Genomic DNA, 13,518 nt, shown 5'->3' on the forward strand with positions numbered 1-13,518 from the left:
AATCAGAACCATTAACATTATCTATGGGCATTTTGTCTAATTAGTTTTCTTGAAATCTCAATGCCTACTAATGTATTTAAAACAATTTTACACTAAAATTGATATTCCATTTTAATTTCAATTGACATGACAAAAAAAAGCCTATTAAACCTCGGTGTTACAGCCATCAGTAACAGTCAAACTTTGATCGGTCAAGTTAACAGTTCAACCGTGTGACTTAAGACCTAAAACTTCTCCTTTCCAAATTATTGAGCTTGCAGTAGGACCAATAAGATGTTCGCCCTTAGGTAGATCTTCCACTTCAGCAATTACTTCATTAGATTCAGTGCTTTTTGAAAATGACCAAGCTGTTGCAAATACTATGGTACCAAGATTAAAGTGGTAATTTTTTTCATTGTCTTATGATATTTAAATATTTTTCAAATGAATGTATATACACTTCTTTTATAATTGACTAAGCCTGATTTGGTTCAAATGTTTCTGATTTATTTATAGATTAAATATTTTAAAACCTCAAATATGTTTTTTTTAGGAATTTAATTTTCAAATCCATCACTCGATATTTACAAATTTGATTTTAGCATCTTCGTATTTACCGATTATCAAAGTTGAAGAATTTACATCCATATCGGCAGATACGGCAAAAGGGTATTTGGTACAATTAATCTTATCATAAAGTGACCAAAAACCATATTCATCTTTTTTAAAAACAGCAACTGTGCCAGTTAGTGAAGAAATAAAGAGGTAATCGTTCTTTGCAGAAATATAATCTCCAAACCTTATTGTCTCTTGGTAAACAGGTAATATTTGGGCATCAAAAGGACGAATTAATTTATTATACAACCAATTACTCCCACTCCTTTTGAAAATTCGAACTCCGCCTTTATCATTATCAAATCGAGGTGAACTTACAAATAGTGTTTCATTTACTAAACATATGTCAAATCCAAAACTGTCACCATCGTAATCACCATATAAGATTTTTTGTAGGGTCCAAGTCCCTCCACCTTTCACAAAAATAAAAGCGGCACCAGTGGTTTGACCAGATTCGTCGTTGTTATAAGGAGCTCCAATTGCTAAATAATCGCCCGATAGGGCAATTTTCCGACCCAATGTATTGCTTGAGGACGAAGAGAGCGGAATTTGGAGTGTTTGACCAAATGTCCAATTTTGATTCAAATTGTTGTAGACATAGACTATACCATCTTGACCATTGGTACCCACTACCAGGTGATTGTTGTCAAACGCAACATTCTGACCAAATTCGGAGTGGCCGGTAGAGCTGATGTTGGATTGCAACTTTACCTGAAGACTCCAATATTTAATCGTTCCAATATTCGGAATAAAACTGGTGATATATTTATAAAAATAAACTGCACCATTTACCCTATTACCATTAAGACTGTAAGGAGCTCCTACTATTAAACTATCCCCTTTAATAGCAACGCTTCCGCCGAAACGATCATTAGACTGACCATCTGCAGGGCTAAGTTTAGTTCTTTGAATCCAACCATTTAATGTTTTTTCGAAAATAATAACCGCTCCCTTGTTCTGTAGCCCATTTACATTTTCTTCGGGTAAGCCGACAGCCGCCCATTTTTGTGAAACCGCAACTCTCATTCGAAAATATTTCGCTGCAGCATTACTTATGGTCCTTTCATTAGCTATCAATTCGGTTTCCAAATCAAGTTTTAATGCCAGCCAAAGCTGTCCATCAAAAAGATAGTAGCGTAATTTATCCTTATCATATACCAATGTGCCAGCATTGGGGTTATTTATGGCTTTTCTCTCCGTTGTAGTCATGCGAGCCAAAACCACACCTTGATTACTACTTTTGGCCTCCATTAATACGCCATTACTATTTGCCGGATCTATGGTGACAGATTGTGCTTTGGCTGCTACTGAAATCAAAAACAAAAGACATATTACTAAATATTTCATGTTAGTACTTATTTACATTTTGCCAAAATCTCTTTCGCCAATTCAATTGCCAAATCTTTATTAACCTCACTATCAGCACTTACACTAGCTACAACTTTAAAAGTTTTGTCACCAATTAAAATGATTAGAGCATTGTCTCTAAAATCCCACGAAGCGGCATCACCAAGGCCATCTACATCGTCATATTTTGCACCCGCTGCCAATCCTTTTGCCATTCCCATTGCAGAGTTTTTAGTTTCTTCAGTCACATTTTTATCCTCAGAAACCTTCTCTTCGGCTTTATTTAATGCCATATCCAATTCTTCTTTTGTCGGTGTATGATAAAATGCCTTAAACGAGGACACCGGATTTCCTCTATCCATGATTTTGTACAAATCATCCCCTAACCATTTGATGCCTATCTCGTTTGGGATCGGTAGGTTCATTTTGGTTCCACCAAACTCCATTATCTTGGTTCTATCACTATTCCAAGTGTAGACGTAAGTATCTCTTTTTTGACTTATAGCATCTTTACTTACCTGATATTTCATTTTGGCAGAGCTCATGTCTCCTTTATAATGTTTTTGGATGGTCTCCAATGGCAATAGTTGATCGTATTTGTCGATATAAGAAAAAACACAATCGGCATTTGTACTTGCTACCGTTTCAGATAGGGAATTGGACGACTCACTTTCAGTCTTTGACGAGCAGGAAATCATAAAAATGACTGAACTTAATAAAAGAAGAAATTGAAAATTTTTCATTTTTAAAATAATTGAAATTTATTGAAATTTATATTCGACGATAAAATGAACCAAGCGTAAAAAAGGATTGTCTTCTGCTCTCCAAGGCGTTATATAAGTATCAGGATCTTGAAGGATTTCGTCTGATTTTATACTTGCCAAAACAGGAAATACACCCACGTAATAGCTATTATTAGCAGCATCAATTGGAAAAGCAGAACCAAAACCTTCTTTCAAATCGAAACATTGATAGGTAGCATTGTTATTTGCACTTCTGAATACCATTTTTGGGTTTACCACTAAAGGAAACTGACCCACACTTGAATTTACCTCATATACCACCGCAGCTAAATCTCGGGAGTTTTCTTTGTCATAAGTACACATTCGAGCATTTACAAAGCTAATATTTTGGTCGGCATTATTTAGAGGAAAAACCAAAGGTGCCACCAATTTAAAAAGATGGTCATTGGCAAGAGATTGGCCCTCAACCTCTCCATTGTTTACGAATCTTCTGATACCTCCCACAACTAAGCTACTGCTTATACTTTCTAATGGAGAGATATTTTCAGGTGTAAAAGCCACCGCAGGAATCGACATAAACTGCGACTTTGATTCTTTGGTGACCTTGCCGTTTTCGTCCGTGAAAACGGGATTGGCACTTATAGAAGAACTTATAACAAGTTCATTTACTGATCCTATATTACCAGAGAAATTCTGTAGTTGTGAGCTTGCATTGACAAACAAACTGGTAAAAGTACCCGTAGCGATATTTGATTGAACCCCTGAAATAACATTTGCATTAAGTGTCGAGGTTTTTAAAGAAGTAATTCTTCCAGCTGGGCTTTTTATTTTTGAAATATAGACCGAATCAGTATTTCTAACGATAGAATCAGCCACCACTTTTATAGTAGATATGCTTTGATTTGTAATCTCTGCATTTTGAGCAATAAGCCCAAAAGGCAACAGCACTAATATGGCAATTAGTTTTTTCATGTCAATTATCACAGTTAAAATCTTTTAGCTGATCTTCATATACTTTTCGCTGAGCATTAGTGTACAGCGAACATGACTTTATCACATCATTTAGGGATTTTTTAACAGCTTCGCACTTACTTTTGCTTTCAATGTCTGTTGACCAAGTATCAATGGCTTTCAAATATCTTTCGGTTGCGTTTTCGCAATTATTGCTTGAAACGGGATCTAAAAGTTTAGCAGGTCCGCACGAAACACACACTATAATAATTAGGATAGAAAAGATCTTTTTCATAATTAAAAAATTAGATTTTATTATTTATAGGTCATAGAAAATTTGCAGTTTTCGAGTTTTATTTCTGGGTTTATTCCATCCCAAAGCAAAGCGTTTAATTCGCCTTCGACAGTTTTACCTTTGGTGTATTTAGTGATTTTCAAGGTGCCTGAATTTCCGAAATAAACATTCCCTTTAACTTTCACTATGAGCGATTGTAGCTCTTGCTTGGAAGATTCAGAACCTAATTCATAGCTCGTATTCAGTTTTAATTTTGAATCATCTAGCTCGATTGAGATAAGGTTGTCGTCATCGATGGATCCGTTGATTTGAATCAGTGCAAGAGCACCTCCAAAACTTAATTTCTTTGCCTCCCAAGCCTTGCCATCGAGGGTGGCTTTCATGCTACCACTTATTTTAGGATCAGCGTTTGAGGAGCCATTGTCGTCATCTGGAGAAATATCAATTTTCCCACATGAACTTAGAACAAGAGCCAAAATGGCAATAAGAATTACATTTGATTTAGTTTTCATCTATTTTATTATTTAATTATTTCTTCTTTTTTGAGACCTAAACACTGGATTGGAGGAGAGGTTATACTTACTTTTCCTTTAATACTTTTCCATGCATTTGAATTTTCGGTATCTTGCGGCAAACCGCCTTTGGCATCTATTTCGAATTCGGCAATGTCTTCATTGAGTTTAAGAATACGCATGGTTCCTTCAAAGGGCATTGGCGTAGCTTGCATACCTGTTTCAGAGATTTTCATAAAAACCAAACTAGCACTAGGAACACCTTCTGTTTTGGCATTTGAAACTGCAAATTTAGCTTCCAATGGCAAACTAAAATTTGTATTAAAATTGGAAATAACACCCATAACAGATGTGCCACTTTCATTCACTATTTGAAAAGAAACATTTAAGTCTTCAGCTGATTTTTGAGCAATTATAGAGCCCCTAAATGCTTGCTTATCCTCTATTTGCTCTTTTCCATCAAATTCTAAACTTACCTCCACTTTTTGATCCAGGTAACTATCAACTTTTGCAAGGTCTACTTCTTGTCCAGTTTGACTTTCAATTGCTTCCTCAAGTGCGGAGTTTATGCCTTCTTGTGCTGCGTCTTTGGCTGATTGGCAGGCCGAAAACACAAAGAGAATTAGGGTAAATTTGGCTAAATTTTTCATGATTAATACTTGGTGTAAAATAGTTTTTCACTTGATATAAGGTCAGACAAAAAATAAAAGATGAATTTATTGTTAATTGTAAAGTTCTCTGTGACCGAATAATGGCCGAAGGTATTGGCGTTTATTTTTCGGATATAGGTGTTTTTTTGTTCCTCATTGCTGACTAAAAAGAGATCATTTTGGTAAATATTTTTACCATGAAGTGCTAAAATGTTTGATCTATAGGCTGATAAAGCTTTAGGGAAAAATCCTCCTTGTATTTCAGGGTTAAGAATAATGGTTGTATTTCCGCTTTTAGAATACACAAATGTATAACCTTCTACCTCATTATAATTGACATTGCTAAGGCCAATTACAACTAAACTATCGCTGATGGCCAAGGCTCTTCCTATTTTACCATTTGGATTATTATCGCTGTCATAGAATAAATGTGTTCCTGTAAAAATGCCATTTACACGTTCAAATAAATAAGTAATTCCTCTTCCTGCATAGCTTTCTGGAGCACCGATGTACAAGTTAACATCTTTCATGACTACTTTGGCCCCAAAATTTTTGTCGATATTAGGATTAGGAGCCTCAATGATAGATTGAAACCAGATTGAGTTGCCTTGAATAGTCGTACGTGAGAAATAATACACTCGACCTGTGATATTTAATGGTGCTGAAACTACACCCGGTGCACCTATGGCCACGCCACTGTTTTCTAAATCTAATGAGGATCCGAAATAATCGCCTGCCACCCCATTGCTTGCTGTCAGCTTTGACCGTTGAACCCATGTGCCATTAAGAATTTCAAAAATGTATACGGCCCCTTTACCACCAGCAGATGAAGCCCCAACTGCTATTCGGTTTCCAGCGATATCTACCGCTGAGCCAAACCTTGCACCAGCGGCGGCATCGGTAGCCTGTAAATAGGCTTCTATTACCCACTCATTACTACTGTTGAGCTTAAGTAGAGTTGACCTGCCCGTATTGTAATTGAATGTGGGATCACCTATTATAACATATTGGTTATTCGAAGCAATTGGACCATCTTTTATGCCATCTATGACAATGGATTCTTCCTCTGCAATAAGTTTTTTGTATTGATTCCCACTGTATACATACATGGCCTTTTGGGTGGTGTCGTATACGATCATTCCCTCAGCTGGGTTTGGAATATCTCGGCGTTCTGCACTGCTCATTCGTGCAGGAATTACTCCTTTAGAATTGCTTTTTACCTCTAAAATACCACTCGTGCTTGAGGAAGGATCTATAGTGACAGATTGTGCAAGAGTCAAAAAAGGAAATAAAAGGATTATAATAAATAGTTTTTTCATGATTTCGATTTTTTACAATTTCACAAATTCAACTCTCCTGTTATTAGCCTTTCCCTGAGGCGTATCGTTCTTATCCACCGGCTGGCTTTCACCTTTGCCCTCGGTGAGCATGCGATCTGCAGTTATGCCAAAATCGCTTGAAAGTGCATTTTTTACACTTAAAGCACGTTTTTCAGATAGTGTCTGATTGGCGGCATCTGCTCCATCGGAATCAGTATGGCCTATAATTTTGACTTTGACAGAAGGGTTTTCTTTGAGCACTTTGGCAATTTCTTTTAGCGTGCCTTCAGAGCTGGCTTTTATTTGGTCAGAGTTTACATCAAACAAAATACCTGTAGTAGAAAAACGGCCTTCGGTGATGAGTTTGGAGCGGGTATCGGGAGCACCAACGGCATAGCGTACATTGGAAACCATGAACTCGTCTTTGTTGTCGGCACTTGAAAAGTTCATGTATTTTGAACCCAATTTAAAAGCATTGTATTTTAACTTCGGATTAAACGCTTGTGGCAAATCCAAGACTTTGAGCTCGTCTACGTATACTCTCAATCTGTTTTTTTGACGCCAAATCGCGAAATGTACCTTGCTGGGCTCTTCATTATTATCTCCCACGCAATCCAGGCTTTTGACAGTTAAGTTTTCATTTTTATTTATTTCTTGTCCATTTTCATAAATGATAAAGCCAGCACTGGAGGTACCGCCTGTCCAATTGAAATAAATTCCATTTTGGTAATAAGCCTCTGAAAAATCGCTTCTTGGATTGTCACTGGCGTAGATATTAAAATTGTAATTGAGAATATTGTTGCTGGCGTATCGGGTAAAAATGTCATATTCCAGCGTGAAATTGTCAGGCATATCACTCACAAAATCAGGCTGAAAATAGCCGTCTTGCGACATAAAAAGCCATTTTTCAGGGCTGTCGTTAAAGGTAACTATTTCTGCGGCAGAATTAGTATTCCATCCTAAAGGAAAATCGCCAACCGAAGTTTCAGAAAAATCATCAAAACCAATTACTTTTTCTCCTGGAACAAAGTCAAACTTTGAATTGGCCGAAAATTTAATTTTACCTGCAGGTTGTTCTTCTGACGTAGTGGACTTATTTACTTTCGTATCTGATGATTCCTCTGTTGACCAGCCAGAAGTAGATTTACCATTATTCCCTTCTTCTATCTGCTCTTCTTTATCACTATCTCGCTCAGATTCTTCTTTCATAGTTTTTTCTTTCTTTTTAAAAATGTTACCAATGCCCTCTTCTATTTTATCCAATCCTTTGTCGATATTCCTATCTATGGCATTGTTTGTCCGATCTGTTGCTTTACGCTTGACAGTTTCTTTGGGTTTAATAATTTGTGCATTTAATTGAAATACACAAATAAAAAATGTAAATGCGAGAAAAGTTTTCATTTTAAAAATCATTAATTTGTATTTAGTATTGGAATCTCGAAAAAGTAAACACTAACAATTAAATATTTTTTGTGAATATTGTTTTTACGGCTAAATCATTAAAAATCATCAAGAAATTGGATCTTCTTCTTCTCGACAAAACCGCCTTCATGTTATTATTAAGTAAAATTTCGTTGTTTGTAAAACTCCGGCAGTGCATGAGATTAATGATACATGAGCGGTGTGTTCTATAAAATGAATACGGCTCAAAAATATCTTCACATTGTTTGAGTGTTTTGGCAAGTGTAATGCGTTTGCCATTGCTGAAATAAAAAATAGAATAATTCTCATCAGCTTCAACTTTAATAATTTCGTCAGGACTGACTTTGGCACTTTTTAGCCCCCTAACATTTTTAAATTGGCACTTCATTAGCTATCGGTTTTATGTTTAGTAGTAAAAAATCCAAAAAGTAAACATCCATAAAATAAAAAATTTTGTATGTTTACTTTCTAAGCATAAACATACTAATAAGCAACAGTGACGGAAATTGAGAAACTAAAGCAGCGGGATCCAAAAACTTTAGAGCGATTGTATTTGGCACATAAAACTAGCTTTGTGCAGTTTGCTGCAAAATATCAAATGAGGCGAGAGGATGTTCTAGATGTTTATCAGGATGCTTTTGTGGCCATGGTAGAAAATGCCCAAAAAGGCAAGATTGATGATTTAAAGTCGGAATTGAAGACGTATTTGTTTTCGATAGGCAAATACATGATATTCAATTTATTAAAAAAACCAAAAACTGACGAACTTATAAATTTAGAAGATAATTATGAATACGAAGACATAAATGCTTCAGAAGATTTATTAATAAAATTAGAAAAAAACTTAAACAATCTCGGTGAGCAGTGTTATAAAATCCTTAGGATGTTTTATTATGAAAATCTTAAATTAAATGACATCCTAAATAAAAGCTCTTACCAATCGAAAGACGTGCTTAAAAGTCAAAAGGCAAGGTGCATAAAACAATTAAAAGAGATGTTACAAAAAAGCTAAAATGGAAGAATTGATAGAAAAATATTTTGAGAATACTTTAACAGAACAAGAGTTAAAAGCTTTTGAAGAAAATCTGCGTAGCAACGCAAGTTTTAAGGAAGAATTTGAGTTTCAAAAAAGCTTAAAACAAAGTATTCATTTGAAAGAAAGAAATGAACTGAAGAGTATACTTAAAGGCTTTGATAACAAAAACTCAGATGTCCGTTTTGAAATACAAAAAAACAATAAAGTTTGGAGATTCGCTGCAGCAGCAGTCGTGCTTATTTTAGCTGCATTTGGAATTTACAAATACCAAACAGATGGTAAAAATACCCAAGATTTATATTTAGCCTATCATCAGCCATATCCAAATATTGTAGCTCCAAATGTACGTGGCGAAAACACAGAGGGAATTAAAAATGAAGCCTTTAAAGCTTACGAAGCCGAAAATTACCAAGAAGCCATTCGTTTGTTTTCGCAAATAAAAGACGAGGAATTTGCAATATTTTACACGGCAATTTCTTATTTGGAATTAAATGAAAACCAAAAAGCCATTGAAATTCTAAAGTCAAATAAATTTAGTGAAACACCTTTTCCTTTCGAAACCTACAACAAATGGTATTTGGCTCTTGCTTACTTAAAAACTGGGCAAAAAAATGAAGCTAAAACAATATTAGAAGACCTTACCAAAACAGATAACCCTCAAAAACAAAAGGCCCAAGAGTTATTAAACGAACTGTGATGTTTGTTTTTTCCGGAAATAAAAAAAACCTATAGCTAAGGCAGAAATAGACAAAATTCCCAGGCCGTAAAGCCACCAATAGCTTTGTGGTGAAAGCGGTTTAATGTCTCCATTAATGATAAATCCTGACCAATAATATGGGTGATTTTTCAAAGGATTTTTGCTAATAAACTTCCTTTTGGCTTTTACCAACGCCAGATCTTTAGCGATGCCTTCGTTCAAGAATTCATAAAAATAAGACATCAATTCAGAAGTCTCTTTGTCGGGAACTTGCCAAAGGCTATTAACAGTAGACTGCACACCAGCGTAATTCAAGGCCCTAGAAATACTCATCAAACCCTCGCCATTCAGATACTCGCCTACGCCAGTATTGCAGGCACTCAATACCACCATTTCAGAAGGAAAATTTAGAGCATAAAGCTCAAAAAAATGCATTTTTTCATTGTTCTGAAAAACCAAACTTGAATATTCATAATCTTTGTCATCAAGGATAGAGTGCATCGCCAAATGATGAACATTACTACTACCAAGTGATTTTAAGAAATTGGTTTTAGTTGCATTCTCACTAATAAAAAGCGTTGAATTCCTGAAAATATCCGCAATACTATTTAGCTCCGCTCCAGTATAGATAAGTTGTCCATTTGAAGCCCTCGTTACGCCTATGCCATCTTGATACTTCGGAGCAAAACCCGTCAAAAAATTATCATAGCTTGTGTTTTTTTCTGAAAATAGTTTCTGAGAAAATTTCAAAGAATTTGAATAAGAAACTATATGATTTACAGCAAAAGGCAAATCTTTTCCATCAACTAAGGTTTCGAAAGGACAAAAATTGAGGAAATTTTCTGGAATAAAAATAACAGAATTTTGCATTGGCAAATTTAGTGGTTTCAAGAAAAAATCATACAAAACTTTAGAAATAGCCTTGTATCCAAAATCAATTTTGCTTATTTGCTCATGATATGTTTTTGAAAGCTTCTCTACTTTTTTTCGTTGGCCTAAATACTTTAAATCAAGGGAATTTTGACCAATATTACAGGCAAAAACTGAACTGTCGGTTACATAATATTTTACAATGGTTCTGGTAGTTTCTAAGTTTTTTTGGAGATTTTGAACCTTAAAATCTATGGCCTGAAAACGATCATAATTGGGATATTTACTCGCGATTTCTTTATCTATTGAAGTCAAACTAGCATTAAGCAACTTTTCTCTTTCTGTTTCTTTTTGGATTTTTTCTTTCTTTTGAGCCAAATAACTCAATTCTATTACAGTCTCATTTCTTTTATTTATGAGTTGTTTTGATAGGTTGAGATTGTTGCTATACTTCGACAAAAACTGTTTCCAAAGATGCTGAGAGCTCATATCTTCAATTTTATTGATACAGTCGGCCAAATAAACTTTATCATTGGGAGTTTGTAATGCTGAAAACATCAAACCTTCCTTGATATTGTTTAATTGCCGCTCGAGAGCTGGATTAAAATAGCCTTTTTGGTAATAGCCCTTGAACATGTCAGCAGCCAATCCGTAAAAATTTTTCAAGATTTTTAAATCTGATTTTGACTTTCCAGTTTTTTCGTAAATTCTTCGATAAGCCATTCCCGAATGAATAAAAATATTTATATAGGAAGCATTACTGATTTCTCCAAAATCTTTGATTTTGATTTTTTCAACCGCCGTTTCTTTATCAAATTGAGTGGTATAGACCTCTTTTACTGTGGCTTTAGCTTCTTTAATACGCCCCATATTTGCCAAGTTTTCTGCTTTTAGAATTAGCAAAGTAAGATAACTCGATTTATAACCTAATATCTCCAAATATTCTAAGGCTTTTTGGGTATGAATCAGAGACTGTCCATAGTCAAACTTGTAATAATATAGCATAGCCCTATTTGCGGAGGCCTTCATTTTATAAAAATCGTTATTAGCTAAATCTTCCATTATCTTATTATAAGCCAAAGCTTTGGATGACTGCTCATTATTATAAAAAGAATAGGAGGCACTGTCATAAGAGGATAATAAAACGCCCTTTTCTTTTTCTACCCATTCTTTTGGAGCAACAGCATACAATTGCTCTTGGGATTTAAGGTGGAACATTATTTTTGCTTCATCAAAATTCATATCATAATATCTTAGTGAAGAAAGATGATACATTGCTCGAGCGTGGTAATCATCATAAGGATTATGATCTTTATAATTCTTTCTGTTTTTCGGATTTAAATATTGCTCCATATAAGCATCAAAACGCTTCTGATATTCAGAGGCTTTTTTTCTATCACCATATTCGATAGCTGCAAAAATCGCATCGTTGTATGCAACCGCAACTATTGATGCATCAGCAGCATAATAGATAGACCATATTTGAAGTGCCTTTTCAAAAGTCGGAATCATTTCTTTTTCTGTATTGGCGTAATCATAGCTAAATGCCAAATCATTGTAAGCCAAGGCTGTTGCATAATGATTTCCCCAACCGTTTTTCTCAAAACCCTCAATGGCTTTTTTTAAATTCGTTATAGCCTGAAAATAATTATTGCTTGACTCATAGGTTTGGCCAATATTAAGATACAATTCGGCCGCTTTTATTGACTTGGCAGGCACTTTTTTAAGGGCGTGCTTAAACAGTACTATTGCCTCATCGAACTTTTTTTCGGAAATTAATTCGTTAGCCTTTAGCCTATCAATATCTACTTCTACTTGTTTTTTTTCAGTATTAGAAAAGCTCTCATAGTATTTTAAAATTTCCTTGTTTTTAAAGGAGGCTTTATCATAAGCCAACATTTTTTCCAAAACATTCATCTCTGCTATGTCAAAAAGGACTTTAGCAATTTTAAATTGACTAGAATTTTTTGGTGCTGCATCTAGTATCTTTTTACGAAAAAATACTTCTTCTTTGAAATATCCACAGTCACTTAGGCTATCAGCTTTAAACTGCCAATCAGATTGGGCGAAAGATGAAAAACTTATTAAAACTAAAAAAGTGAGTCTATAGAAAATCATTATAAGTGGGCTATTTTATGTTTTTTCCAATCAAAAATTAAAGATAAAAAATAATTGCTTTTTGACTCACAAAAAAATGCAGACCTTTGTCAAAAATCTTATTTTCGGGAAAGTAAAGCCTGATTAAAAACCATTATTTGATTTTTAATAAAACCCTTCAATATACAAAATTGATTTGAAAACGCTTAAATATTTTACCTTCTATTTATTGCTTTTTGGTTCCGCCAGAGTTTCATTTTCTCAAAAAAACGTTACAAATCAAAACCTTTTTTGGTTAAGATTTTCGAATCAAACCAATTTCAAAAATTCAAAATTTTTCCTAATAAATGAAGTGGAAGACAGGAGATTTTATATTAGCAATACCCAGCACCATACTATTCAACACAATCATTTGCACTACAAAATCAAACCCAATGTTGACGTAGCCTTGGGTCAGACATTCTCATGGCAAAATCCGCAATTTCCAGATGCCAATATAAAGTTAACAGTTCCAGAGGTTAGACCTTTCCAAGAAATTAATGCCTCAGAAAAAATAAATCCTAAACTGATATTCAGCACGAGGTTCAGGATAGATGAGCGATTTATAAGGAACAACAACGGCACAGAACTTTCAGATGGCTATAAATTCAACATGAGGTACCGACTGCGTATTCAATATCAATATTTAATTTGGAAAAATGGCAGCCTTAAAATATCAGATGAACTAATGATAAACTCAGGCAAAAACACCAATTTCTTTGACCAAAATAGAATCTTCATCAGCTATGAGCATAAGTTCACCAAAAACACATCTTCAGAAATTGGCTACCTGAGATGGTACCAACAACGCAGCCAGTTTGATACTTATTTCCAAAGAGATATTGTTAGATTTTCACTTTTTCAAAAGCTAAACTTTCCTCTAAAAGCCAAAAGCACTTTATAAAAAAAAGACCCCCAAAGGGAGTCTTTTTCTAATAAACCAAAG

At 34.7% G+C, this 13,518-nt stretch carries 13 protein-coding genes; 3 read left to right on the forward strand and 10 right to left on the reverse strand.

All coding sequences use genetic code 11. The features are described from left to right. Positions 1-552 precede the first annotated feature (552 nt). From EGI22_RS22735 to EGI22_RS22775, 9 genes are read right to left on the reverse strand one after another with little or no spacing between them, the layout of a single operon-like run. A complete protein-coding gene (locus EGI22_RS22735; RefSeq protein ID WP_255070910.1) occupies positions 553-1,941 on the reverse strand; it encodes an FG-GAP repeat protein in 1,389 nt (462 codons plus the stop codon). 8 nt (positions 1,942-1,949) lie between these two features. Further along, on the reverse strand, positions 1,950-2,684 hold the full coding sequence (locus EGI22_RS22740) for a hypothetical protein (RefSeq protein ID WP_255070911.1): 735 nt from the start codon (positions 2,682-2,684) through the stop codon (positions 1,950-1,952). 18 nt (positions 2,685-2,702) lie between these two features. Next, positions 2,703-3,656 (reverse strand): hypothetical protein, encoded by a 954-nt coding sequence (locus tag EGI22_RS22745; protein ID WP_255070912.1) that lies wholly within the window; start codon positions 3,654-3,656, stop codon positions 2,703-2,705. Position 3,657: 1 nt separating this feature from the next. Then, positions 3,658-3,930, reverse strand: a complete 273-nt coding sequence (locus EGI22_RS22750) for a hypothetical protein (RefSeq protein WP_255070913.1) — start codon at positions 3,928-3,930, stop codon at positions 3,658-3,660. Positions 3,931-3,950: 20 nt separating this feature from the next. Then, the gene (locus tag EGI22_RS22755; RefSeq protein ID WP_255070915.1) at positions 3,951-4,442 is read right to left on the reverse strand and encodes a hypothetical protein; all 492 of its coding nucleotides are present in this window, start codon (positions 4,440-4,442) and stop codon (positions 3,951-3,953) included. 8 nt (positions 4,443-4,450) lie between these two features. Beyond that, positions 4,451-5,092, reverse strand: coding sequence for a hypothetical protein (locus EGI22_RS22760; RefSeq protein ID WP_255070916.1), 642 nt, complete (start codon positions 5,090-5,092; stop codon positions 4,451-4,453). Between the two features lie 2 nt (positions 5,093-5,094). After that, the gene (locus EGI22_RS22765; protein ID WP_255070918.1) at positions 5,095-6,411 is read right to left on the reverse strand and encodes an FG-GAP repeat protein; all 1,317 of its coding nucleotides are present in this window, start codon (positions 6,409-6,411) and stop codon (positions 5,095-5,097) included. A 12-nt stretch (positions 6,412-6,423) separates the two neighbouring features. Next, positions 6,424-7,812, reverse strand: a complete 1,389-nt coding sequence (locus EGI22_RS22770) for an OmpA family protein (protein ID WP_255070920.1) — start codon at positions 7,810-7,812, stop codon at positions 6,424-6,426. Positions 7,813-7,870: 58 nt separating this feature from the next. Next, positions 7,871-8,221: a LytTR family DNA-binding domain-containing protein gene (locus EGI22_RS22775; protein ID WP_255070921.1), complete on the reverse strand. Its 351-nt coding sequence runs from the start codon at positions 8,219-8,221 to the stop codon at positions 7,871-7,873. A 108-nt stretch (positions 8,222-8,329) separates the two neighbouring features. Between EGI22_RS22775 and EGI22_RS22780 the strand changes: the two genes are divergently transcribed. Together EGI22_RS22780 and EGI22_RS22785 are read left to right on the forward strand one after the other, a co-directional pair. After that, the gene (locus tag EGI22_RS22780; protein WP_255070923.1) at positions 8,330-8,845 is read left to right on the forward strand and encodes an RNA polymerase sigma factor; all 516 of its coding nucleotides are present in this window, start codon (positions 8,330-8,332) and stop codon (positions 8,843-8,845) included. A gap of 1 nt (position 8,846) precedes the next feature. Beyond that, entirely contained in the window at positions 8,847-9,566 is a 720-nt protein-coding gene (locus EGI22_RS22785; protein ID WP_255070924.1) for a tol-pal system YbgF family protein, read from the forward strand. On the opposite strand, the gene EGI22_RS22790 is transcribed toward EGI22_RS22785, so the two are convergent. Further along, complete coding sequence (locus EGI22_RS22790; RefSeq protein WP_255070926.1) at positions 9,552-12,554, reverse strand: CHAT domain-containing protein; 3,003 nt, start codon at positions 12,552-12,554, stop codon at positions 9,552-9,554. The two genes, EGI22_RS22785 and EGI22_RS22790, sit on opposite strands and share 15 nt — an antisense overlap. A gap of 208 nt (positions 12,555-12,762) precedes the next feature. On the opposite strand from EGI22_RS22790, the gene EGI22_RS22795 reads away from it, so the two are divergent. After that, positions 12,763-13,476 carry a DUF2490 domain-containing protein gene (locus EGI22_RS22795; protein WP_255070947.1) on the forward strand — a complete coding sequence of 238 codons (714 nt, stop codon included), beginning with the start codon at positions 12,763-12,765 and terminating at the stop codon, positions 13,474-13,476. The last annotated feature ends 42 nt before the right edge of the window (positions 13,477-13,518 follow it).

The organism is Lacihabitans sp. LS3-19, from assembly GCF_024343575.1.
Classification (GTDB): Bacteria; Bacteroidota; Bacteroidia; order Cytophagales; family Spirosomataceae; genus Leadbetterella.

What these genes read in the sequence shown, in the direction of transcription:
- EGI22_RS22735 (WP_255070910.1), bottom strand. Translation starts at nt 1,941, where the DNA reads ATGAAATATTTAGTAATATGTCTTTTGTTTTTGATTTCAGTAGCAGCC.
- EGI22_RS22740 (WP_255070911.1), bottom strand. Translation starts at nt 2,684, where the DNA reads ATGAAAAATTTTCAATTTCTTCTTTTATTAAGTTCAGTCATTTTTATG.
- EGI22_RS22745 (WP_255070912.1), bottom strand. Translation starts at nt 3,656, where the DNA reads ATGAAAAAACTAATTGCCATATTAGTGCTGTTGCCTTTTGGGCTTATT.
- EGI22_RS22750 (WP_255070913.1), bottom strand. Translation starts at nt 3,930, where the DNA reads ATGAAAAAGATCTTTTCTATCCTAATTATTATAGTGTGTGTTTCGTGC.
- EGI22_RS22755 (WP_255070915.1), bottom strand. Translation starts at nt 4,442, where the DNA reads ATGAAAACTAAATCAAATGTAATTCTTATTGCCATTTTGGCTCTTGTT.
- EGI22_RS22760 (WP_255070916.1), bottom strand. Translation starts at nt 5,092, where the DNA reads ATGAAAAATTTAGCCAAATTTACCCTAATTCTCTTTGTGTTTTCGGCC.
- EGI22_RS22765 (WP_255070918.1), bottom strand. Translation starts at nt 6,411, where the DNA reads ATGAAAAAACTATTTATTATAATCCTTTTATTTCCTTTTTTGACTCTT.
- EGI22_RS22770 (WP_255070920.1), bottom strand. Translation starts at nt 7,812, where the DNA reads ATGAAAACTTTTCTCGCATTTACATTTTTTATTTGTGTATTTCAATTA.
- EGI22_RS22775 (WP_255070921.1), bottom strand. Translation starts at nt 8,221, where the DNA reads ATGAAGTGCCAATTTAAAAATGTTAGGGGGCTAAAAAGTGCCAAAGTC.
- EGI22_RS22785 (WP_255070924.1), top strand. Translation starts at nt 8,847, where the DNA reads ATGGAAGAATTGATAGAAAAATATTTTGAGAATACTTTAACAGAACAA.
- EGI22_RS22790 (WP_255070926.1), bottom strand. Translation starts at nt 12,554, where the DNA reads ATGATTTTCTATAGACTCACTTTTTTAGTTTTAATAAGTTTTTCATCT.